The organism is Mycolicibacterium bacteremicum (genome assembly GCF_002086115.1).
GTDB lineage: Bacteria > Actinomycetota > Actinomycetes > Mycobacteriales > Mycobacteriaceae > Mycobacterium > Mycobacterium bacteremicum.
On the sequence record NZ_MVHJ01000009.1, the window covers coordinates 175,925 to 197,213 of the forward strand.

Consider the following 21,289-nt stretch of genomic DNA (forward strand, 5'->3'; position numbering starts at 1 on the left):
GCTCCGACTGTACCGGTCGCAGGTCGCATCGCGTGTCGACCGGCGCGGCGATTCGGCTACTCCGCCGCGCTGCCGAGGTGGTCGGCGTTGTCGTCCCGGTCGTCGGGGGACTTGCAGCAGTGCTGCAACCACACCCCCGCGGTGACCAACGCCAGCGCGCACAGCGCGGCGACCACCGCACCGCCGGTGTCCTCACCCGCCACGCGCAGGCTGTCCCGGCGCGGCAGCAGGTAGCCGAGCACCCCGATCCACCAACCGAGTACCAGCGCCCCCACCCATGCCGACGCCTTGGCGATGACGACCGACCGGGCGACCGCGAGCGGATGCAACCGCCCCCCACCGACGCCGATCTTGCCCTCGGCGATGCGGGTCCGGACGATCTGACCCCAGCCGGCCTCGGCCACCGCGACCGCGAGCAGTGACACCCCGGTCCACAGTGTGATCGGCGGGAACCACCGGTACAGACCGGTGACCAGCAGATAGGCCAGCACCGCGGTCACCACGGTGGCCACCGCGAGGTCGCGGGTGCGGGTCAGGCCCATCAGGTGGCCAGCACCAGATCGGTTCGCCGCACGCCGTCGCGCTCGGCGCTGTCGATCCCGGCGAGCAGGTCGGCCACCGAGCGGCCGGACAGCGTGGCATCCGGGTCAGCGGCCAGCCAGGGGACCAGGACGAACGCCCGCTGGTGGGCATACGGATGTGGCAGCGTGAGATCGGCTTCCCGACAATGCAATTCGGCATCGTCGTCGCCATAGCAGCTGATCACATCGACGTCGAGGGTGCGCGGGCCCCAATGCACCTCGCGGACCCGCTCGGCGGCGGCCTCCAGTGCCTGCCCGTGCCGCAGCCAGCCGTGGCCGTCGTACCCGGGATCCGCAGCGATGAGCACTGCGTTGAGGAAGGCGCCCTGATCGACCCCGCCCCACGCGTCGGTTTCGTAGACCGGCGAGACGGCGCGCACCCGGGCGCCGAGACCGTCGACGACCGACTGCAGATGCGCCAGCCGGTCACCGAGATTGGAACCGATCGACAGCACCGCCCTCATCGGGCACCGCGCCGCGACCGCCGGGCGACGACGGCGACATCGTCGAAGGCGAGCGGGATGGGGGCCGACGGTTTGTGCACCACGACCTCGACGGCGTGGATCCGTTCGTCGGACATCACGTCCTCGGCGATCTCGGCCGACACCGTCTCGATGAGGTTGCGCGGCGGCCCACCGACGATCTCGGCGGCCCGGGTGGCCAGCACGCCATAGTCGACGGTGTCGGCCAGGTCGTCGGTCGCCGCGGCGGCGGCCAGGTCGACCCACACCGTGATGTCGATGATGAAGTCCTGGCCGTCGCGGCGCTCGTGGTCGAACACACCGTGATGACCACGCACCTTCAACCCCCGCAGTTCGATGCGGTCAGCCATGCTCCTCCTCCTGTGTCCCCGACCAGGCCGCGAGTACCTTGAGCGCGTCGACCGAGGCCTGCACATCGTGTACCCGCACACCCCACGCGCCGTGCTGGGCGGCCAGCACCGAGACGACCGCCGTCGCGGTCTCCCGTCCGCCGGGCGGGCGCGGCGTCCCGTCGGGCCCGGCCAGCAGGGTGCCGAGGAAACGTTTGCGCGAGGCGCCCACCAGGACCGGTATCCCGGTGTCGACGAACTCCGCCAGGGCCCGCAGCAGCTGCCAGTTGTGCTGTGCGGTCTTGGCGAATCCGAGACCCGGGTCGATGATGATGTTGGCCGGGTCCACCCCCGCCGTCACGGCGGCGTCCACGCTGCGCAGCAGTTCCTCGCGCACCTCGGCGACGACATCGGTGTAGGCGGGCACGTCATGCGGGTCGTCCGCGCGCACCGACCGCCAGTGCATCAGCACCCAGGGCACCTTCGCCTCGGCCAGCAACGCGGCCATGTTCGGATCGGCGCGGCCACCGGAGACGTCGTTGACGATCGCGGCGCCGTGCTCGAGGGCGGCGCGAGCCACCGCCTCGTGCATGGTGTCGATGCTGACGGTGACACCGGCGGCCGCGAGTTCACGGACGACGGGGACGATCCGGCCCGTCTCCACGGGTGCCTGGACCCGGACCGCGCCGGGGCGTGTCGACTCACCGCCCACGTCGATGATGGCGGCGCCCGCGGCGATCAGGCTGTCGGCGTGCTCGAGCGCGCGGTCGCGGTCCAGGAAGCGTCCGCCGTCAGAGAACGAGTCGTCGGTGACGTTGAGGACGCCCATCACCTGCATGCGCGTGGAGCTCACCGGCGCAGGATCAGTTCCAGTGCCTCGGCCCGCGACGCCTTGTCGGTCTTGAACTGACCGCGCACCGCCGACGTGGTGGTCACGGCGCCGGGCTTGCGGATGCCGCGCATGGCCATGCAGAGGTGCTCGGCCTCCATCACGACGATGACCCCGCGCGGATCGAGCTTGCGCATCAACGCGTCGGCGACCTGTGCGGTGAGGCGTTCCTGTACCTGCGGGCGCTTGGCGTACAGGTCGACCAGCCGCGCGATCTTGGACAGCCCGGTCACGCGGCCGTCCTGACCGGGGATGTAGCCGACGTGCGCCACGCCGTGGAAGGAGACCAGGTGGTGCTCGCACGTCGAGTACATCGGGATCTGTTTGACCAGCACCAATTCGTCGTGCTGTTCGTCGAACGTGGTGTTGAGCACCGTGTCGGGATCGGTGTACAGGCCGGCGAAGATCTCCTTGAAGGCCCGCGCGACCCGGGCCGGGGTGTCGACCAGACCGTGCCGATCCGGGTCCTCACCGACCGCGAGCAGCAGTTCGCGGACCGCGGCCTCGGCGCGTGCCTGATCGAAGTCCGCCTGGATGAATCCGCTGGTGCTCTCGCCGTTCTTGCCCGACGTCGTCATCGACGCTCCGTTCTGGTCAGCCTCGTGAAGGTGGCGGATTCTCCGGCGGCGGACCGTACTGGCCCGGCGGCGAACCGTATTGGGGGCCACCGTACTGCCCCTGCTGCGGATTGTGCTGGCCCTGATGCGGCGGACCGTATTGCTGGGGCGGCGGGCCGTACTGTGGCGGCCGACCGTACTGGCCCTGCGGGGAGCCGTCACGGGGCGGCCAGCCCGGTGCGTGCCAGCCGGCGGGGGCGCCGTAGTCGGGCTGGGCGTGACCGTTGGGTGCGCCGTGCGAGCCCGAGCCATTGGACCCGTTGGACCCGTTGCTCCCGGCGTCGCGCGGGCGGGCGGCCTCGGCGGCCCGGCTGGCCTCCAGGATGGCCGCCTTGTAGGCGGGCTCCTTGACCGGCGGCGGCCACGGTTCGCCGCGCTCGATCGCGATCTCGCCCGGCGTCTTGATCGGCGGCTTGTCCGACGGCACGCGCCCACCGAAGTCGTCGAACATGGTCAGCCGCGGGCGCTTCTTCACGTCGCCGAAGATGGCCTCCAGCTCGGTGCGGTGCAGGGTCTCCTTCTCCAGCAGTTCACCGGCCAGGATGTCGAGCACATCGCGGTACTCAGTGAGGATCTCCCACGCCTCGGTGTGCGCGGCCTCGATCAGCTTGCGCACTTCGTCGTCGATGATCTGCGCGACCTCATGGCTGTAGTCGGCCTGGGTTCCCATGGAGCGGCCCAGGAACGGGTCGCCGTGCTCGGTGCCGTAGCGCACGGCGCCCAGCTTGGCGCTCATGCCGTATTCGGTGACCATCGCGCGCGCGATCTTGGTGGCCTGTTCGATATCGGAGACCGCACCGGTGGTGGGCTCGCGGAACACCAGTTCCTCGGCGGCGCGCCCACCCATGGCGAACACCAGCCGCGCGACCATCTCCGAGCGGGTCATCAATCCCTTGTCGTCCTCGGGCACGGCGACGGCGTGTCCGCCGGTGCGGCCGCGGGCCAGGATGGTGACCTTGTAGATCGGCTCGATATCGGGCATGGCCCAGGCCGCCAGCGTGTGCCCGCCCTCGTGGTAGGCGGTGATCTTCTTTTCCTGCTCGCTGATGATGCGGCTCTTGCGCCGGGGGCCGCCGACGACGCGGTCGACGGCCTCCTCCAGCGCGGCGCCGCTGATGATGGTGCCGTTCTCGCGGGCGGTCAGCAGGGCAGCCTCGTTGATGACGTTGGCCAGGTCGGCGCCGGACATCCCGACGGTGCGCTTGGCCAGCCCGTCGAGGTCGGCGTCGGGGGCGATGGGCTTGCCGGCGGAGTGCACCTTGAGCACGGCACGACGGCCGGCCAGGTCCGGATTGGACACCGGGATCTGGCGGTCGAAGCGGCCCGGGCGCAGCAGCGCGGGATCGAGGATGTCGGGCCGGTTGGTGGCGGCGATCAGGATGACGCCCTGCCGGTCGCCGAAGCCGTCCATCTCGACGAGCAGCTGGTTGAGCGTCTGCTCGCGCTCGTCGTGCCCCCCGCCCAGGCCGGCTCCACGCTGACGGCCGACGGCGTCGATCTCGTCGACGAAGATGATGCACGGGCTGTTCTGCTTGGCCTGCTCGAACAGGTCGCGCACGCGTGAGGCGCCGACACCGACGAACATCTCGACGAAGTCCGAACCCGAGATGGTGAAGAACGGGACCCCGGCCTCGCCGGCCACCGCGCGGGCGAGCAGCGTCTTGCCGGTACCGGGCGGGCCGAACAGCAGCACGCCGCGCGGGATCTTGGCGCCCAGGGCCTGGTAGCGGCTCGGGTTCTGCAGGAAGTCCTTGATCTCGTAGAGCTCTTCGACGGCCTCGTCGGCGCCGGCCACATCGGCGAACGTCGTCTTGGGCATGTCCTTGGAGAGCTGTTTGGCCTTCGACTTGCCGAAGCCGAAGCCCATCCGGCCACCGGACTGCATGCGCGAGAACATCACGAACAGCGCGACGAGCAGCAGCAGCGGCAGCATGTAGATCAGCAGCGTGCCTAGCACACTGCCCTGGTTGACGACCGTGTTGATCTTGGCGTTCTTCGCGCTGAGAGCGTCGAACAGCTGCACCCCGACGCCGGTCGGGTATTTGGTGAGGATCTTGTCCTCGTTCTTGGTGTCGTCGTTGCCCGATTTCAGATCCAGGCGCAGCTGCTGCTCGCGGTCGTCGATCTGGGCGCTCTCGACGTTGTCGGCGTTGATCTGGGCCATGGCCACCGAGGTGTCCACCGGCTCGTAGTCGCGGGTGTCGTCACTGAAATAGAAGAAGGACCAACCCAGCAGCAGCAACACGGCGACCACCGTGAGGGTGCGGACGACGTTCTTACGGTTCATAGCTGTTCGCGGCCGCACTGGTACGGCGGCCGACCCGGTCCTTCCGATATGCGCAGTGGAAAACTAAAGGCTACCGCTTGATCAACGTTCGGAAGTTCCCGCCCGGGATGCTCGTCACGGGCCGCCGGGTGTGCTTGGGTGAGACCGTGCTCACACCAACCGAACGGTTAGTCGACACCAACGGCGTGACATTGCGCGTGATGGAGGCGGGTGAGCGCGGCAACCCGGTGGTGGTGCTGGCTCACGGCTTTCCCGAGCTGGCCTACTCGTGGCGGCACCAGATTCCCGCACTGGCCGCGGCCGGATACCACGTTCTGGCCCCTGACCAGCGCGGATACGGTGGTTCGTCGCGTCCGGCGGCCATCGAGGACTACAACATCGTGGAACTGACCGCCGATATCGCCGGCCTGCTCGACGATGTCGGCGCCGAGCGGGCGGTGCTCATCGGCCACGACTGGGGCTCACCGGTGGTGACGAACTTCCCGCTGTTCTATCCGGACCGCGTGCAGGCGGTGGCCGCGCTGAGCGTGCCGCCGATCCCGCGGGCGTCCGCGCCGCCCACCCAGATCTGGCGGCACATCTTCGGCGACAACTTCTTCTACATCCTGTACTTCCAGGAGCCCGGGGTCGCCGACACCGCACTCGACGCCGATCGGCGGGCCTCGCTGCAGCGGATGGTCGCGCTGGAGGGATTCACCGGCCCGGTCGATGAGATGGCGGGAAACCCGCTGCCCGCGCTGCCGGAGTGGATCAGCGCCGACGAGTTCGAGGAGTACGTCCGCGCGTTCGAGGCGACCGGATTCACCGGACCGCTGAACTGGTACCGCAACTTCGATCGGAACTGGGAGCTGACGGATCCGGCCGCCGGCCGGGTGGCCACCACGACCATCACCGCCCCGGTGCTGTTCCTGGCCGGCAGAGCCGACCCGGTGCTCAGCTTCACCCCGCGCGACCATGTCCGCGAGGTGGCCACCGGCCAGTACTACGAGGTCCTGCTCGACGGGGCGGGGCACTGGCTGCAACAGGAACGCCCGGAGGAGGTCAACGCGGTGCTGCTGGAATTCCTCGGGGGGCTGCAATGAGCGACGCTTGCGGAGCGAATCACCGGGTGCAGAGCGACGCTTGCGGGACCCGAGCCTGCGAGGAAACCGCATGACCCGGCCGCTGAACTTCGGTGTCTTCATCACCCCGTTCCATCCGACCGGCCAGTCCCCCACCCTGGCCCTGCAGTACGACATGGACCGGGTCGAGGAGCTGGACCGGCTGGGTTACGACGAGGCCTGGTTCGGCGAACACCATTCCGGCGGTTATGAACTCATCGCCTGTCCGGAGGTGTTCATCGCTGCCGCGGCCGAGCGCACCCGGCACATCCGGCTGGGCACCGGCGTGGTGTCGCTGCCCTACCACCATCCCCTGATGGTGGCCGACCGCTGGGTGCTGCTCGACCATCTGACCCGCGGCCGGGTGATGTTCGGCACCGGCCCGGGCGCGCTGCCCTCGGACGCCTACATGCTGGGCATCGACCCGGTCGATCAGCGCCGGATGATGCAGGAGTCACTGGAGGCCATCCTCGCGCTGTTCCGGGCCGCCCCCGAGGAACGCATCGACCGGCAGACCGACTGGTTCACCCTGCGCGACGCCGCCCTGCATATCCGGCCATATACCTGGCCGTATCCCGAAATCTCCACCGCGGCGATGGTTTCACCGTCAGGTCCGCGGCTCGCGGGCCAACTGGGCACTTCCCTGCTGTCCCTGTCGATGTCGGTGCCCGGGGGTGCGGCCGCCGTCGAGACCACCTGGGACATCGTCACCGACCAGGCGCAGCGCTCGGGCCGCGACACCCCCGATCGCAAGGATTGGCGGGTGTTGGGCATCGTGCACGTCGCCGACACCAAGGAGCAGGCCATCGAGGACTGCACCTACGGCCTCCAGGACTTCGCCAACTACTTCGGCGCGGCCGGGTTCGTCCCACTGTCCAATTCGACAGACGGCGGCGCCGACGACGCCCGCAAGTTCGTCGAAGACTATGCGGCCAAGGGTAATTGCTGCATCGGTACCACCGATGAGGCAATCGCCTACATCCAGGATCTGCTGGACCGGTCCGGCGGGTTCGGCACCTTCCTGATGCTCGGGCACGACTGGGCCTCGCCGGCGGCGACGTATCACTCCTACGAGCTGTTCGCCCGCGAGGTGATCCCGCATTTCAAGGGACAGCTGGCCGCCCCGCGGGCCTCGCACGAGTGGGCCAAGGGCAAGCGCGATCAATTGCTCGGCCGCGCCGGACAGGCGATCGTCAACGCCATCACCGAGGCCGCTTCCGACACCCCGGCACGGGCCGAGAGCTGATGCGCGCCGCCGTGTTGCGCGACGGGGCCATGATCGTCCGCGACGACGTGCCCGAACCAGTCCCCGGGCCGGGACAGGTGCTGGTGGCGGTCAAGGCGTGCGGAATCTGCGGATCCGACCTGCATTTCGCGTCGCACGGTGACGAGATGTTGGCGGCGGGCGCCGAGATGGAAGGCATGCCGGACACGCTGGCGGGTATCGACCTGGCTGCCGACATCTACATGGGCCACGAGTTCAGCGCCGAGGTGCTGGCCGCCGGTCCCGATACGGATGCGCCCGCGCCGGGCACCATCGTCACCTCCGTGCCGGTGCTGGTGTCTTCCTCCGGTCTGGAGATGATCGTCTACAGCAACACCACGGTGGGCGGCTACTCCGAGCGGATGCTGCTGTCGGCGCCGTTGCTGCTGCCGGTGCCCAACGGTCTGGACCCGCGCCATGCCGCGCTCACCGAACCGATGGCCGTCGGGCTGCATGCGGTGAACGTGTCGGCGATCCGGCGCGGCGAGACCGCGCTGGTGATCGGGTGCGGACCGATCGGCATCGCGATAATCGCGGCGCTGCGTTACCGGGGCGTGGAAACCATTGTGGCTGCCGATTTCTCATCGACCCGGCGCGCGTTGGCCGCGCAGGTGGGCGCGCATGTCACCGTCGACCCGGCCCAGGGATCACCGTTTCACCAGAGCACGCCGGCCGTGGTGTTCGAGGCCGTCGGCGCGCCCGGAATCCTCGACGACGTCCTGCGCCGGGCCCCGGCCGGGGCCCGGGTGGTGATCGCGGGGGTGTGCATGCAACCCGACACCGTGCACCCGTTCTTCGCCAGCGCCAAACAGCTCAGCCTGCACTTCGTGTTCGGCTACGACCCGGCCGAGTTCGCGGAGTCACTGCGCGCGATTGCGGAGGGCGATATCGATGTGGCACCGATGATCACCGCCGAGGTCGGCCTGGACGGCGTGGCCGGCGCTTTCGGCGATCTGGCCGATCCTGAGCGGCATTGCAAGATCCTCGTCACGCCGTGAGCGGTTAGGGTGCGAACATGACCCTCGCGCAACGATTGCCGGTCCGTGTCAGCCTTGCCGTCCTCGCCGGCGCCCTCGCTATCGGTGTGACCGCCTGCGACTCGAACTCCGGACCGGTCGCCACCGGTCAGCCGGCCGCGTCGACCGGACGTCAGGTGACCGTGATCGGCTCCGGTGAGGTGCAGGGCACCCCGGACACACTGACCGTGTCGGCGGCCATGGAGGCCATCGCCGCCGACGTCACCGGTGCGCTCAACCAGACCAGCGAACGTCAGCGCGCAGTGATCGACGCGCTGACCGCCGCCGGTATCGAGGAGCGCGATATCAGCACCAGCCAGGTTTCCTTGCAGCCGCAATACAACTCCGACGGCACGCGCATCGACTTCTACCGGGCCAGCAACGGCGTCGACGTGAAGATCCGCGATGCCGGTCGCGCCTCGGACATCCTGGCGCTGATAGTCAACACCGGCGGCGATGCCACCCGGATCAACTCGGTGAGCTACTCGATCGCCGATGATTCGGACCTGGTGCGCGACGCTCGCGCCCGCGCGTTCGAGGACGCCCGCGACCGCGCCCAGCAGTACGCCGAACTGTCCGGGCTCAGCCTGGGCGACGTGGTGTCGATCTCGGAGGCCTCCGGTTCGACACCCCCACCGCCGATGCCGATGCCCCGGGGGGCGATGGCCGAGTCGGTTCCGCTGTCGCCCGGCGAACAGACCGTCGGCTTCACGGTGACCGCGGTGTGGGAGTTGGGCTGACCCCAGCCCCGCAGCATCGAAGCTGGGACCAACCCACTCCGCGGGCCGCCTGTTTCACTGTGAAGTTGTCAAGGTGCTTCGTGAGATTCGTTGTCGGTTCTGGTTATACGACTGACTATGCGGCCGCCGGTAGGTCGGTCATGGTGCGTCGATTGTGTGAGCGCAGATGCTCGGGCTCGGGCTGTCCCGGCGTCTGCGGTGGGATGAACCAGGGATGACGGTCGCGGCCGAGGTACACCGTCCAGCCGCCGTGGTGGATGAGACTGTGGTGCAGCCGGCACAGCAGCACCCCGTTGTCCAGACTCGTTGTCCCACCGAAACTCCAGGGTTGGATGTGGTGGGCGTCGCACCAGGACACCGGCCGGCCACACCCTGGATGCGCGCAGCCGCCGTCGCGGACGCCCAGTGCTTTGCGGATCGCGGGCGTGAACAGCCGCTCGCCGCGGCCGACGTCGAGCGGCACGCCGGTGTGGTCGACGATCACCTTGGTCAGCGTGGAATCGCATGCGATCAGGTCGGCGGTCGCCGCACTGACCGGTCCGCCGAAGCCGAGGGAATCCACGTGGTCCTCACCGCGCTGCCCCGGGCGAATGAGCGTGACGTGCGGTAGCACCCCACCGGACATGGGTCGCGTCGACTGGGACAGATAGGTCCGCAGGATCTGCCCGACCGCATCACCCCGGCGTTTCTCGATGGGACGCGGATCCGGTGACCCGTCCGGGAGCGGGACAGGCCGGCACAACGGGTCCAACGCCGCACACAGTTCTTCACCGGTGCCGACGTCGAGGTTGAGGGTGGCCTCGTACCGGCCCTCCTCGCCCAGGACGAGGGTCATCGTGTTGAGGTCGGCGTCCTCGGCGATGGGTATCGCACGCTCTTCCGGCGGGAGGGCTGCAGCGCGGTCGATGGCGATCGCCCGGGCCTTCTTCCCGACTTCGGCCGGCGTGGTCTGAATCATCAGTTTGGTCACCACGCTCGCCCGATCATCCTCGGACAGTTCGGTTCTGGCATTGATGTGGGTGACGCCCTTGCCGACGGCGTCGGCGAACTCGATCCCGATCCCACCCAGGCGTTGCGCGGTGGTCAAGGCAGGCAGCAGATGCGCTGTGCGGCCCACCCGCACCGCGCGCACCGCCGCACCCGGCGCCATCCCGAGCAGGGTCAGTAGGTCGGTGCCCGTCTTCAGATGTCTTCGCGCCGGGATCCCGGCCCGCTCGGCAGCCGCGACCGCCGAGGCGATGACATAGTCGGCCAGGTTGCGTACGGTCACCGCCGCTGCCAATACCGCCAGCAGCGGTTCCTCGTCGACGATCCGCCGCGGGCACTCCAACAGATGAAACAGCCGTCGATCACCCTCATCACCCAGCGGCGACGGGGTGAGGTCATCGATCAACGCATCAACGAAACAATTCAGATCGGTGGCGTCCATAACGGGACCCAACCTTTCGGACAAGGCCAACACACACTCGCCCCCACAGGGGCACTACGGCTCGATCAGACCCTCGTCAGGGTCGGTCGAACCTTCTCGACGGCGCGGTGCCGCCGACACGGGCTCACCCGGAGAGTGGGAGCCGCTTCGCTTCGAACTTATGTTCGAATATACCTCGGATAGCCAACGCGTGCAAGCACTTGTTCGAAGCCAGATCGGCGTCGGTTCACCCCCGCAGCCCTGCGCCCATCAGCCCACTACGGCGCCTCGTACACCTTCGGTTCCAGGGTGCCGATGTAGGGCAGATCGCGGTAACGCTCCGCGTAGTCCAGCCCGTAGCCGACGACGAACTCGTTGGGGATGTCGAACCCGATGTAGGTGACGTCGATGTCCGCGCGGACGGCATCCGGCTTGCGCAGCAGCGTGCACACCTTGAGCGAGCGTGGGTTGCGGGTCGCCAGATTGCGCAACAGCCAGGACAGCGTGAGACCGGAGTCGATGATGTCCTCGACGATCAGCACATCGCGGTCGTTGATGTCGCGATCGAGGTCCTTCAGAATGCGCACCACGCCCGACGAGGACGTCGACGAGCCGTAGGAGCTGACCGCCATGAACTCCAGCTGGGTGGGCGCCGGGATGGCCCGGGCCAGGTCGGTCACGAACATGACCGCACCCTTGAGCACCGTGATCAGCAGCAGATCCTGGTCCCCGGCACCGGCGCGATGGTCGGCGGCGATCTGAGCGGCCAGCTCAGCAGTCTTGGCCTTGATCTCGTCCTCGGACAGCAAGACCGACTTGATGTCGCCCGGATACAACTCCGCAGTCACGCCCACAGCGTAGCCGGGCTCAGCCGACGGGTTCACGGTAGAGCGTCAGAAAACCGTTGCGGCGGGCCGCGAACAACCGTTCCGCGGCGGCCGGACTGGGCACCGCCACACCGCCCTGACCGCGCCATTCGGTGATCAGGGCGTCCACCGAGCGCAACTGTCCGTCGTTCAGGTCGCAGGCCCCATGGCGCAGCAGCCAGCCGCGGATGACCCGTCGCCGCACAGCGGTCGGCAGCGTGGCCAGCGTCGCGGTCTCCAGCGTGTCCGCGGCCGTGTCGTACGCGGCGGCCCACGCATCGAGGGCCTCGGTGTCCTCGCGCAGCGCCGCGGCGGTGCGGGCGAGGGCGCCGGCCACCCCGCCGCCCAGCACGTCCTCCAGCAACGGTAGGACCTCGGTACGCAACCGGACCCGGGTGAACCGGGGGTCGGCGTTGTGCGGATCCCGCCACGGCGTCAGGCCGAGCGCGGCGCAGGCGGCCTCGGTGGTTGCGCGCCGCTGCCCGAGCAACGGCCGACACCACGGGTGGTCGAGTGCCTGCATCCCGGCCATCGAACGCGCGCCCGACCCCCGCCCCAAGCCGAGCAGCACTGTCTCGGCCTGATCGTCGAGAGTGTGCGCCAGCAGCACCGGCGCACCGGCGCGTGCCTCGTCCAACGCCCGGTAGCGGGCAACGCGGGCCGCAGCTTCGGGCCCACCGGCTGTCCCGACGCTCACTCGAATGATCTCGGCACCAATACATCCCAGCTGCATTGCCTGCTCGCGTGTCGTCGCGGCCACCGCGGCCGAACCGGCCTGCAATCCATGGTCGACGATGAGCGCCGTAGTGGGCCGCAACCCGGCGGCCACCGCCGTCAGCGCCAGCGAATCCGCCCCGCCGGACAGCGCCACCGCCCAGGATCGACCGTCGGGCAGCCGGGTGTCCGCGAAAGCACGGACAGCCGAACGCAATTGGACTACAGGACCCGATCGATCCATCGCTGCGGTTCCTCGATCTCCGCCGGCTTGGGCAGAGTCTCAGCGTCGGTCCAGATCACGTTGAAGCGGTCCATCCCGACGCGGGACACGACATCGTCGACGAACACCTTGCCCCGGGTGTACTGGCTGAGCTTGGCGTCGAACCCGAGCAGGGTGCGGATGATCCGTTGCAACGGTGGCTGTTTGCGCTGCCTGCGCTCATCGAAACGACGCCGGATGGTGGCCACCGACGGCACCACAGCGGGCCCGACGGCATCCATCACATGCTCGGCGTGCCCCTCCAGCAGAGTGCCCAGCACCAGCAACCGGTCGAGCGCCTCACGCTGCGGCTCGGCCTGGGCCGCCCGCAGCAGCCCCAGCACGCCGGTCGAATTGGGTTCCTCGGATCCCCCGTTGCGCTGATTGCGGACGTACTCGCCGAGCCGGCCCACCAGGTCGCCGACCTGATCGGCACCGTCGCCGGTGAGGGTTTCCAACGAGGACGACATGTGTTCGGCCAGCCATGGATTGGCCCGGAACTGCACGCGGTGAGTGACCTCGTGCAGGCACACCCACAGCCGGAAGTCGGCCGGGTTGACCCGCAGCTGACGTTCCACGGCGATGACGTTGGGGTAGACAAGCAGCAGTTCGCCACCGCCGGAGAACGGATCGTACTGTCCGAGGATCCCGCCGGAGATGAACGACAGCACCGCGCCGGTCTGCGCGCCGGTCACCTTCGAGGTCACCGCGGCCGCCAGTCCGCGCGGCGCGTCGGTCGACCCGCCGGTCATCAACCGCATCGACTCGGTGGCCGCGCGCACCCACTGCGGCCGGTCGACCACGCGGGCCTCCGGCACCTCGGCGCCCTCGTTGAGGTGGGTGACCTCGCGGACCGGCAACTCGGCGGTGCGAGCCGACTCGGACAGTTGCGCGATGGCCTGACTGCGGGTGTAGTCGGTGGTCGCCGGCCCGGGCCGAGACAGCTTGACCCCGACGGTGGCGGCCACCGCCCAGTCCACGGCGGCGCCGACAGTCGTCTGGCTCATCCGCCGCACCCGCACAACCGGAGCTTGGCGGCCAGCGCATCCAGTGAGGTCCGGCCGGTCGGTCCGGCATTGTTGGACAGCAGCGCGAAGGTCAGGACCCGGCCGCTGGAATCGGTGACGATGCCGGCCAGCGAATTGGTGCCGGTCAGCGATCCGGTCTTGGCCCGCAGCCAGCCCGCGGAGGACCGGCCCTCCTCGGTGTCGAGGTAGCGGTTGGACAGCGTGCCGCTGCCACCGGCGATCGGCAGCAGGTCGACCAACGGCCGCAGTTTGGGTTGGTCGTCTCCGACGGCTACTGCGATCACCTCGTCCAGGGTAAGCGCGGTGAGCCGGTTGTCGACCGAAAGCCCACTGGAATCAAGCAGTTTGGCACCGGTGGTATCGATGTTCGCACCGCGCAGCTGGCTCAGGACCGCCTGGACGGCGCCGTCGAAGCTCTGCGGGCGGTTCAGCGCGGCGGCCACCTCACGGCCGATGGCCTCGGCCATCACGTTGTCCGACTCGTACATCATCTGTCGCAGGCGTTCGATCAGCGGCGGCGACTGCACCGCGGCCAACTCGGTGGCATCGGCGCTCGAGCGCGTCGTGACCGTCACGGCGGCCGGGTCGACGCCCAGTGCCACGGCCAGCGCACGGCCGGCGTCCAGGCCGGGGGTGCGCGAACGGCGCGAGTCATAGGACACCGGCTGCGTGCGGCCGCCGTCGAGCATCACCGATTCCATCGGTGCGATGTCGCCGCCGTCGATGTCGAGCGGGTCCCAGCCCACTGCCATCGTCGGCCCGCTGTAGGCGCTCAGGTCCACCTGCACCCCGGTGACCCGGGTACCCGACTCGCGCACCTGCTCGGCCAGGTCGCTGATCCGGGCCGCGCCCTTGTACCAGGTGCGTTTGTCACCGGCGAAGGCCGACAGGGTTGGGTCACCGCCGCCGCGCAGCACCACCACACCGGGCCGGTCACCGGCGCGCACCGTCGTCGTCAGCCGGGCGTCACGGTCCAGTGTCAGCAGCGCCGCGGCGGTGGTGAGGGTCTTGTTCGTCGAGGCCGGTTGCATGGGAATGGTCTCGCCCTGCGACCACAATTCCTCGCCGGTGACCGCGTCGGTGACACGTCCGGTCAACATGCCCAGATTCGGGTCGGCCAGCGCCGTGGCCAGCATCGCGGACAGGCCCTTGGCCGTCGGCTCGGTGGTGGCGTCGCCCAGCGGCGCCACGCCGGGGGCCGCCGTCACCGCCGCGGGCTGGGCGGGCAGCGCATTGTTCGCCGCCGTCCGCGACGAGGTGACCACCGCGGCCACCCCCACCACGGCCGCGACGAGCACCAGAACCACCAGACCGATCACCAGGTGGGTTGATCGGCGCCATCGACCGGGCCGCATAACGTGCAGCGTATCGCTCCTCTAAGGTGGACCCGCCAGACCAAGCGAGGCGAAGGAGCTGTCCCGGTGTCGTTCGACGTCGTCATCGAGATCCCCAAGGGGTCCCGCAACAAGTACGAAGTGGACCATGAGACCGGCCGGGTCAAGCTGGACCGGTACCTCTACACCTCCTTCGGCTACCCCGCCGACTACGGCTACTTCGAGAACACCCTGGGCGAGGACGGCGATCCGCTGGACGCGCTGGTCCTGCTGCCCGAGTCGGTGTTCCCGGGTTGCATCGTGGAAGCCCGACCGGTCGCCATGTTCAAGATGACCGACGAGGCCGGCGGCGATGACAAGCTGCTGTGCGTGCCCGCCGGCGACCCGCGCTGGGAGCACGTCCAGGATCTGGCCGATGTGCCGCCTTTCGAGCTCGAGGCCATCAAGCACTTCTTCGTGCACTACAAGGACCTGGAGCCCGGCAAGTTCGTGAAGGCCGCCGACTGGGCCGGCCGCGACGAGGCCGAGGCCGAGCTGCAGCGTTCGTTCGAGCGTTTCAAGGCCGAAGGCCACTGATCGGCACCGCCGACGGAAGGCCACTGATCGGCTCCGCCGACGAGAAACCGCTGAATTTGCACCGCTGTAACAAGCGGTAACCTGGGCGTGAGCCGGGCCTTTGATCATTGACGTGTGTTGCTGCATCAGGGAATCGGCTTGGACGTGTTCAACGCGCTGCCCGAACGCAAGGCCATGCATGCGCTCTACGAGTGCTGCAACAGCTACGCGCTGGCCCGCGAACTCGTCCGGGGCCGCGCCTACGTCGACCATGACGCCCTGTTCCGCCGCGCCGACGCCGCACTGTTCGAGCTGCCCGAGTCCGCCGTCGACCAGATCCTGGACGCCTGCCCCGATATCGGCCGGCGGCCCCGCAGCGCGAGGTCGCAGTACGAGCCCTGCGCGGTATGGGACGACGACGCCGACCTGATGGCCGAGCTCGGTGCCGCCTCCCGACGGTATTCACAGCGCTACGGATTCGCCTTCGTCATGTACGTAGACGGGCATTGCGCGCGCGATGTGCTGGCCGCCATCAACAACCGTATGCAGCACGACGCCGAGATGGAGCGCAAGATCCTGCGCAATGAGCTCGCCAAGATCGGCCGCAGCAGACTGGAACGGATGCTCGGCCCGGAGGGCGGCTTCCACAACTGGTAGGTGCGCCGGACGGTGATCGGCCATGATGGCTGCCATGACCGTCGACGGTGTCTGCGACCCCCGGTTCGAGAAGGTGGCCGACGCGCTCGGCCGCGCCATCGACGGCGGTGAGGAATGCGGCGCCGCGATCGCGATCGACATCGGCGGCGAACTGGTGGTCGACATCTGGGGTGGCCACGCCGACGCTGCGTGCACCAGGCCGTGGACCGCGGACACCATCGTCAACGTGTGGTCCTCCACCAAGAACGTCACCGCGCTGGCCGGGCTGATGCTGATCGACCGCGGGCTGGTGAGCGCACACACCCCGGTCGCCCAGGTATGGCCCGAGTTCGGTGCAAAGGGCAAGGACCGCGTCGAGTTCCGGCATCTGCTGACGCATTCCTCGGGAGTCTCCGGCTGGGATCAGCCGGTGACGCCCGAGGACATCCTGGACCGGGACCGCTCGACCGCCATGCTCGCGGCGCAGGCACCCTGGTGGGAACCGGGGACGGCCACCGGCTATCACGCCCTCACGCACGGCCACCTGATCGGCGAGGTTGTTCGCCGGGTCACCGGGAAACCGCTGAAGCAGTTCGTCGCCGAGGAGATCGCCGGGCCGTTGGGCGCCGACTTCCAGATCGGCGCACTGCCCGAGGACGAACCGCGAATCGCCGAGATCATCGCACCGGCAGACCCTTTCGAGGGCATCCCGCAGATGGACCAGTGGACCGAGCAGATGCTCAAGACGTTCACCGGGCCGGCTCCGGACCCGCTCATTGCGAACACACCGCAGTGGCGGGCCGCCGATATCGGAGCGGCCAACGGGCACACGAACGCCCGGGCACTGGCCAAGATCCTGTCGGCGATCTCGCTGGGCGGCAGCGTCGACGGGGTCGAACTGCTCACGCCGCAGACCGTGGAATCCATCTTCGAGACCCAGTTGGAGGGACCCGACCTGGTGTTGGCGCAGCACCAGATAAGGATGGGCCTGGGATTCGGGCTACCCAGTCCGGCAATCGGTTACATTCCGGACGGCAAGATCTGCTTCTGGGGTGGATGGGGTGGATCCTGGGAATCGATGAACCCCGACTCGCGCACCACGATCGCCTACGTGATGAACAAGATGGGTCCCGGCATCGAGGGGTCCGCGCGTACCGACCGCTACTTCCGGCTGATCTATCAGGCGCTCGACGACATCGGCTGACGTCAGCGCGCCACCACATTGTGCAGCGGCTCGCCGCGCACCAGGCGACCGATGTTGGCGGCGATATCGTCGACCCGGCCCCGGAAGGTGTCGGTGGTGATTCCCGACGAGTGCGGGGTCATCAGCAGGTTCGGCAGCTCGTGAAACGGCAGGTCCGCCGGAGCGCCGGCGGCACCGCGGCCGGTTGCCTCCGGGTAGCGGTACCAGACGTCGATCGCGGCGGCGCCGACGCGACCGGTGAGCAGCGCGTCATAGAGGGCCTGCTGGTCGACCAGCGGGCCGCGACCCACGTTGATGAGAACACCGTCGGAACCCAGTGCTGTGAGCTGGGTGCGGCCGATCATCCCGGTCGTCCCGGGTGTCAGCGGCGCCGAGACCACCAGCACGTCGGAGGCGTCGGCCAGCTCGTCGAGCCGGCTCACGTCGTCCACCCGGTCTAGTCCGTGATCTCCGGTCACCCGACCGGAGCCGGTGACCGCCGCTCCTCGACAACCCAACTGGCGCAGCAACTTCCATGACTGCTGGCCGATGTGCCCGAACCCGACGAATCCGATCCGCGCGTCGCCGAGGGTCGGCGGCTGGGCGATGGTGTCGTCGTAGACCGCGCTGGCCCACACGTCCCGGCGCAGCGCCGCGTCCTGGGCCAGGAACCGTCGGCGCAGCATGATGGCGGCCGCCAGGACGTACTCGGCGATCGATCGTTCATGGTGGAACGTGTTGGCCACCAGCACATCCGGTCCCAGCGCATCGAACGCCACGCGGTCGGTGCCCGCGCCGGCCACATGCACCAACTGCAGCTTCTCGGCGACGGCGGCCATCTCGGCGGTGAACCGACCACCGACATGCACCGAGGCGTCGCGCAGACGCTCGATCGAACGGTCCGCACCCGCCCAGAGCAGCTCGACACCGGCCGGTACCGCCGCCTCGAAGCGATCCCGATGCGGGACCAGATTCCGATCTGCCACATAGACCTTCATGCGCGCTGCAGGCAGGGACGCTTGCTGTCGAACGTCCAGCCCGGGATCAGATATTGCATGGCGGTGGCGTCGTCACGGGCTCCCAGGCCTTCGGCGAGGTACAGCTCGTGAGCGGCTGCCACCCGGTCCTCGTCGAGTTCGATCCCGAGTCCGGGCGCGGCGGGAACGTCGAGGTAACCGTCGACGATCTCGTACGGCGCCTTGGTGATGCGTTGGCCGTCCTGCCAGATCCAGTGCGTGTCGATGGCGGTGATGTGTCCCGGTGCCGCGGCGGCGACCTGGGTGAACATTGCCAGCGACACGTCGAAGTGGTTGTTGGAGTGCGAGCCCCAGGTCAATCCCCACGCCTCGCACAGCTGCGCGACGCGTACCGAGCCGTTCATCGTCCAGAAGTGCGGATCGGCCAGCGGGATGTCGACGGCACCGGCCCGGATGGCGTGGCCCATCTCGCGCCAGTCGGTGGCGATCATGTTGGTGGCGGTCGGCAGACCGGTGGCGCGCTTGAACTCGGCCATCACCTCGCGCCCGGAGAACCCGTCCTCGGGTCCCACCGGGTCCTCGGCGTAGGCCAGCACGTCGGTCAACCCCCGACATGTCGCGATGGCATCCTTGAGCAACCATCCGCCGTTGGGGTCCAACGTGATTCGCGCCTCGGGGAAGCGGTGCGCCAACGCGGTGACAGCGGCAGCCTCTTCGGCGGCCGGCAGCACACCGCCCTTGAGTTTGAAGTCGGCGAATCCGTAACGGGCGTGAGCGGCTTCGGCCAGCCGGACCACACCCTCGGGCGTCATGGCCTCACGGTGTCGAACCCGCAGCCATTCGTCGGCCGGATCACCGGAGGCGGCCTCGTCGGCGGCCGTGCGGTAGGGCAGGTCGGTCTTGGCGCTGTCCCCGACGAAGAACAGATATCCCAGGGCCTGCACCCGATCTCGCTGCTGCCCATCCCCCAGTAGCGCGGCGACCGACACGCCGAGGTGCTGGCCGAGCAGGTCGAGCATGGCCGATTCGACTGCGGTGACGGCGTGCACGGTGACACGCAGATCGAAGGTCTGAGCTCCGCGGCCGCCGGCGTCGCGGTCGGCGAAGGTGCGGCGGATGTCGCCGAGCACGGTGTTGTACGCGCCGATGCCGCGGCCCTCGACCAACGACCTGGCTTCGGTGAGGGTGCGCTCGATCGCGGCACCGCCGGGCACCTCGCCGACGCCGGTGTTGCCGTCGGAATCCTTGAGGATCACCAGGTTCCGGGTGAAGTACGGGGCGTGTGCCCCGCTGAGGTTCAGCAGCATGCTGTCGTGTCCGGCGATGGGGACCACCCGCATCTCGGTGACGATCGGGGTGCGCTTCGACGAGCTCATGTCGACCAGCCTATAAACGTTCGTTGATGCACGTCCAACACTGATGCGGCATCAATTGATTCAGGAATTGGATGCGTGACCAGGCCATCCGTCGCCATCACGCGAACCACTTGTCGCCGTTGGCGACCGGACGCAGCACCCGGCCGACCTTGTCACCGACCGCGCACAGCGCCTCGACGATGCCGCGTTCACGTTCGGCGGTCAGCCGCGCCAACGGCACCGAGGCGCTGATCGCGTCCTGAGCCGGCCAGCAGTAGCGCAGTGCCACCGCAAAACACCGCACGCCGGGGGTGTTCTCCTCATCATCGGTGGCGTATCCGCGGATGCGGACGGTGTCCAGCGCCTCGGTCAGCTCATCGTGTGAGGTGATGGTCGCCGGCGTGAGCGCCGCCAACTCGGCGGGCAGGTGCGCGCGGCGCTCGACGCCGGTGCGTTCGGCCAGCAACGCCTTGCCCAGCGCGGTGGCGTGTGCGGGCAACCGGCGGCCGACCCGATTTGTGGTGCGGCGGTACTGCTGGGATTCGCGGGTGGCCAGGTAGACGATGTCGGTGCCGTCGAGGCGGCCCAGGTGGAACGTCTCATCCCAGTCGCTGCGCAGATCGTCCAGGAACGGCAGGATCATCGGCAGGTACGGGTCGCCGTCGAGGTAGCTGGTGCCGACCAGCAGTGCCCGGATCCCGATGCCGTACAGCGTGCCGGTTTCGTCCGCGCGCACCCAGCCCTGCGTCATCAGGGTCCGCAACAACGCGTGCGCGCTGCTGCGCGGCATGCCGAGGTCCTCGCTGATCTCCCGGATGCGGGCGGGCTTGTCCTGTCGCGCGGCCAGGTACTCCAGCAGTTCGACGGTGCGGACGGCCGACTTGACCCCCGCACGCGCAGTCGATTCGGTCATAGCAGGCCTGTCTGTTGGACGATGAGAACCACCGCACCGGCGGTGGATGCGGCGATGGCGGTCCACCGCTGCCGCAGCGGAGTCAGGACGCGATTGGCGTAGCGCGACAACACATATCCCAGGACCGCGGCCGGTACCAGCAGCGCGAACATCTGCACCGTGTGGTGGTCCACGGCGCCGGTCGCCGCCAGCATGGCGATCGACATGAGCGAGCCCACCAGGAAGAAACCGGCCATGGTGGCCCGCAGCTGGGCGCCGTTGCTGCGCTGCCACACCAGCGCCATCGGCGGACCACCGATGGACGTCGCCGTGCCCAGCACCCCGGAGGTGGCGCCGGCCAGCATCAGGTTGCGCCGCCGGGGTTCGGGAATCCAGCCCAGGCTGGTCACGGCTACCCCGAGCAGCACCACCGCGGCGATCAGGATCGCCAGGGCCCGTTCCGGGATGGCCGTCAGCAGCAGTGCTCCCGCGACGGTCCCGGGGACCCGGCCGAGCAGCGCCCAGCCGGTCCCACGCATGTCGATGGCCGTGCCCTCGCGCAGCACGACCAGCAGCGTGAGCAGGGTGGCCAGCATGATCAACGTGCCGGGCACCAGTCCAGGATCGATGACGGCGACCACCGGTGCGGCCAGCATGCCCATGCCGAAACCGATGGAGCCCTGCAGACAGGACGCCAGCATCACCGCGATCATGATGACCGCGAACCCGGGCACGCTGGGATTCATGTCCCGCCTCTCCCGGGGCTCGACGGCG

General features: G+C 68.9%; 22 protein-coding genes. 7 read left to right on the top strand and 15 right to left on the bottom strand.

The features are described 5' to 3' along the window. Positions 1-56 precede the first annotated feature (56 nt). The 6 genes from BST17_RS13315 to ftsH are packed head-to-tail and all read right to left on the bottom strand — an operon-like array spanning position 57 to position 5,185. Positions 57-542 (bottom strand): DUF3180 domain-containing protein, encoded by a 486-nt coding sequence (locus tag BST17_RS13315; protein ID WP_083058542.1) that lies wholly within the window; start codon positions 540-542, stop codon positions 57-59. Next, positions 542-1,045, bottom strand: coding sequence for a 2-amino-4-hydroxy-6-hydroxymethyldihydropteridine diphosphokinase (gene folK / locus BST17_RS13320; RefSeq protein WP_083058544.1), 504 nt, complete (start codon positions 1,043-1,045; stop codon positions 542-544). Before folK ends, BST17_RS13315 begins: the two co-directional genes overlap by 1 nt. Beyond that, positions 1,042-1,413 carry a dihydroneopterin aldolase gene (folB, locus tag BST17_RS13325; protein WP_083058546.1) on the bottom strand — a complete coding sequence of 124 codons (372 nt, stop codon included), beginning with the start codon at positions 1,411-1,413 and terminating at the stop codon, positions 1,042-1,044. Before folB ends, folK begins: the two co-directional genes overlap by 4 nt. Next, positions 1,406-2,230, bottom strand: coding sequence for a dihydropteroate synthase (folP, locus tag BST17_RS13330; RefSeq protein ID WP_083058548.1), 825 nt, complete (start codon positions 2,228-2,230; stop codon positions 1,406-1,408). The genes folB and folP overlap by 8 nt, the downstream gene beginning before the upstream one ends. An 11-nt stretch (positions 2,231-2,241) precedes the next feature. After that, positions 2,242-2,859, bottom strand: coding sequence for a GTP cyclohydrolase I FolE (gene folE, locus BST17_RS13335; protein ID WP_083058550.1), 618 nt, complete (start codon positions 2,857-2,859; stop codon positions 2,242-2,244). A gap of 16 nt (positions 2,860-2,875) precedes the next feature. Further along, positions 2,876-5,185, bottom strand: coding sequence for an ATP-dependent zinc metalloprotease FtsH (gene ftsH, locus BST17_RS13340; protein ID WP_083058552.1), 2,310 nt, complete (start codon positions 5,183-5,185; stop codon positions 2,876-2,878). A gap of 107 nt (positions 5,186-5,292) precedes the next feature. On the opposite strand from ftsH, the gene BST17_RS13345 reads away from it, so the two are divergent. The 4 genes from BST17_RS13345 to BST17_RS13360 all read left to right on the top strand — a co-directional run bounded on the left by BST17_RS13345 (position 5,293) and on the right by BST17_RS13360 (position 9,305). Further along, positions 5,293-6,267, top strand: coding sequence for an alpha/beta fold hydrolase (locus tag BST17_RS13345; protein WP_276071811.1), 975 nt, complete (start codon positions 5,293-5,295; stop codon positions 6,265-6,267). A 70-nt stretch (positions 6,268-6,337) separates the two neighbouring features. Further along, on the top strand, positions 6,338-7,531 hold the full coding sequence (locus BST17_RS13350) for an LLM class flavin-dependent oxidoreductase (protein WP_083058554.1): 1,194 nt from the start codon (positions 6,338-6,340) through the stop codon (positions 7,529-7,531). Next, complete coding sequence (locus BST17_RS13355; RefSeq protein ID WP_083058556.1) at positions 7,531-8,547, top strand: zinc-binding dehydrogenase; 1,017 nt, start codon at positions 7,531-7,533, stop codon at positions 8,545-8,547. Before BST17_RS13350 ends, BST17_RS13355 begins: the two co-directional genes overlap by 1 nt. Positions 8,548-8,564: 17 nt before the next feature. Continuing rightward, entirely contained in the window at positions 8,565-9,305 is a 741-nt protein-coding gene (locus BST17_RS13360; protein ID WP_083058558.1) for an SIMPL domain-containing protein, read from the top strand. A 115-nt stretch (positions 9,306-9,420) separates the two neighbouring features. Here BST17_RS13360 and BST17_RS13365 read toward each other — a convergent pair whose 3' ends face one another. The 5 genes from BST17_RS13365 to dacB form a co-directional block, all read right to left on the bottom strand. Beyond that, complete coding sequence (locus BST17_RS13365; RefSeq protein WP_083058560.1) at positions 9,421-10,734, bottom strand: HNH endonuclease signature motif containing protein; 1,314 nt, start codon at positions 10,732-10,734, stop codon at positions 9,421-9,423. Positions 10,735-10,991: 257 nt separating this feature from the next. Then, positions 10,992-11,567 carry a hypoxanthine phosphoribosyltransferase gene (hpt, locus tag BST17_RS13370; protein ID WP_234807668.1) on the bottom strand — a complete coding sequence of 192 codons (576 nt, stop codon included), beginning with the start codon at positions 11,565-11,567 and terminating at the stop codon, positions 10,992-10,994. Between the two features lie 13 nt (positions 11,568-11,580). Continuing rightward, entirely contained in the window at positions 11,581-12,537 is a 957-nt protein-coding gene (tilS, locus tag BST17_RS13375) for a tRNA lysidine(34) synthetase TilS (protein ID WP_083058564.1), read from the bottom strand. Continuing rightward, the gene (locus BST17_RS13380; RefSeq protein ID WP_083058727.1) at positions 12,516-13,562 is read right to left on the bottom strand and encodes an Rv3626c family coenzyme F420 biosynthesis-associated protein; all 1,047 of its coding nucleotides are present in this window, start codon (positions 13,560-13,562) and stop codon (positions 12,516-12,518) included. Before BST17_RS13380 ends, tilS begins: the two co-directional genes overlap by 22 nt. Then, complete coding sequence (gene dacB, locus BST17_RS13385) at positions 13,559-14,938, bottom strand: D-alanyl-D-alanine carboxypeptidase/D-alanyl-D-alanine endopeptidase (RefSeq protein ID WP_083058566.1); 1,380 nt, start codon at positions 14,936-14,938, stop codon at positions 13,559-13,561. Before dacB ends, BST17_RS13380 begins: the two co-directional genes overlap by 4 nt. 66 nt (positions 14,939-15,004) lie before the next feature. Here dacB and BST17_RS13390 point away from each other — a divergent pair, with 66 nt between their 5' ends. The 3 genes from BST17_RS13390 to BST17_RS13400 all read left to right on the top strand — a co-directional run bounded on the left by BST17_RS13390 (position 15,005) and on the right by BST17_RS13400 (position 17,312). Then, a complete protein-coding gene (locus BST17_RS13390; protein WP_083058568.1) occupies positions 15,005-15,493 on the top strand; it encodes an inorganic diphosphatase in 489 nt (162 codons plus the stop codon). Positions 15,494-15,607: 114 nt separating this feature from the next. Further along, positions 15,608-16,129 carry a 2-oxo-4-hydroxy-4-carboxy-5-ureidoimidazoline decarboxylase gene (locus BST17_RS13395; protein WP_207573635.1) on the top strand — a complete coding sequence of 174 codons (522 nt, stop codon included), beginning with the start codon at positions 15,608-15,610 and terminating at the stop codon, positions 16,127-16,129. A gap of 34 nt (positions 16,130-16,163) precedes the next feature. Next, positions 16,164-17,312 carry a serine hydrolase domain-containing protein gene (locus BST17_RS13400; protein WP_234807669.1) on the top strand — a complete coding sequence of 383 codons (1,149 nt, stop codon included), beginning with the start codon at positions 16,164-16,166 and terminating at the stop codon, positions 17,310-17,312. 2 nt (positions 17,313-17,314) lie between these two features. Here BST17_RS13400 and BST17_RS13405 read toward each other — a convergent pair whose 3' ends face one another. The 4 genes from BST17_RS13405 to BST17_RS13420 all read right to left on the bottom strand — a co-directional run bounded on the left by BST17_RS13405 (position 17,315) and on the right by BST17_RS13420 (position 21,261). Continuing rightward, on the bottom strand, positions 17,315-18,289 hold the full coding sequence (locus BST17_RS13405; protein WP_083058572.1) for a 2-hydroxyacid dehydrogenase: 975 nt from the start codon (positions 18,287-18,289) through the stop codon (positions 17,315-17,317). Further along, entirely contained in the window at positions 18,286-19,644 is a 1,359-nt protein-coding gene (locus tag BST17_RS13410; protein WP_083058574.1) for an enolase C-terminal domain-like protein, read from the bottom strand. Before BST17_RS13410 ends, BST17_RS13405 begins: the two co-directional genes overlap by 4 nt. 97 nt (positions 19,645-19,741) lie before the next feature. Then, a complete protein-coding gene (locus BST17_RS13415; RefSeq protein ID WP_083058576.1) occupies positions 19,742-20,536 on the bottom strand; it encodes an IclR family transcriptional regulator in 795 nt (264 codons plus the stop codon). After that, complete coding sequence (locus BST17_RS13420; RefSeq protein ID WP_083058578.1) at positions 20,533-21,261, bottom strand: sulfite exporter TauE/SafE family protein; 729 nt, start codon at positions 21,259-21,261, stop codon at positions 20,533-20,535. Before BST17_RS13420 ends, BST17_RS13415 begins: the two co-directional genes overlap by 4 nt. Between the last annotated feature and the right edge of the window lie 28 nt (positions 21,262-21,289).

Bases quoted from the DNA above. Each gene is read 5' to 3' on its own strand.
- BST17_RS13350 (WP_083058554.1), top strand. From the start codon at position 6,338: ATGACCCGGCCGCTGAACTTCGGTGTCTTCATCACCCCGTTCCATCCG.
- BST17_RS13380 (WP_083058727.1), bottom strand. From the start codon at position 13,562: ATGAGCCAGACGACTGTCGGCGCCGCCGTGGACTGGGCGGTGGCCGCC.
- folE (WP_083058550.1), bottom strand. From the start codon at position 2,859: ATGACGACGTCGGGCAAGAACGGCGAGAGCACCAGCGGATTCATCCAG.
- BST17_RS13360 (WP_083058558.1), top strand. From the start codon at position 8,565: ATGACCCTCGCGCAACGATTGCCGGTCCGTGTCAGCCTTGCCGTCCTC.
- dacB (WP_083058566.1), bottom strand. From the start codon at position 14,938: ATGCGGCCCGGTCGATGGCGCCGATCAACCCACCTGGTGATCGGTCTG.
- folK (WP_083058544.1), bottom strand. From the start codon at position 1,045: ATGAGGGCGGTGCTGTCGATCGGTTCCAATCTCGGTGACCGGCTGGCG.
- tilS (WP_083058564.1), bottom strand. From the start codon at position 12,537: ATGGATCGATCGGGTCCTGTAGTCCAATTGCGTTCGGCTGTCCGTGCT.
- folP (WP_083058548.1), bottom strand. From the start codon at position 2,230: ATGCAGGTGATGGGCGTCCTCAACGTCACCGACGACTCGTTCTCTGAC.
- BST17_RS13415 (WP_083058576.1), bottom strand. From the start codon at position 20,536: ATGACCGAATCGACTGCGCGTGCGGGGGTCAAGTCGGCCGTCCGCACC.
- BST17_RS13315 (WP_083058542.1), bottom strand. From the start codon at position 542: ATGGGCCTGACCCGCACCCGCGACCTCGCGGTGGCCACCGTGGTGACC.
- BST17_RS13405 (WP_083058572.1), bottom strand. From the start codon at position 18,289: ATGAAGGTCTATGTGGCAGATCGGAATCTGGTCCCGCATCGGGATCGC.
- BST17_RS13345 (WP_276071811.1), top strand. From the start codon at position 5,293: ATGCTCGTCACGGGCCGCCGGGTGTGCTTGGGTGAGACCGTGCTCACA.
- BST17_RS13365 (WP_083058560.1), bottom strand. From the start codon at position 10,734: ATGGACGCCACCGATCTGAATTGTTTCGTTGATGCGTTGATCGATGAC.
- BST17_RS13355 (WP_083058556.1), top strand. From the start codon at position 7,531: ATGCGCGCCGCCGTGTTGCGCGACGGGGCCATGATCGTCCGCGACGAC.
- ftsH (WP_083058552.1), bottom strand. From the start codon at position 5,185: ATGAACCGTAAGAACGTCGTCCGCACCCTCACGGTGGTCGCCGTGTTG.
- folB (WP_083058546.1), bottom strand. From the start codon at position 1,413: ATGGCTGACCGCATCGAACTGCGGGGGTTGAAGGTGCGTGGTCATCAC.
- BST17_RS13410 (WP_083058574.1), bottom strand. From the start codon at position 19,644: ATGAGCTCGTCGAAGCGCACCCCGATCGTCACCGAGATGCGGGTGGTC.
- BST17_RS13400 (WP_234807669.1), top strand. From the start codon at position 16,164: ATGACCGTCGACGGTGTCTGCGACCCCCGGTTCGAGAAGGTGGCCGAC.
- BST17_RS13420 (WP_083058578.1), bottom strand. From the start codon at position 21,261: ATGAATCCCAGCGTGCCCGGGTTCGCGGTCATCATGATCGCGGTGATG.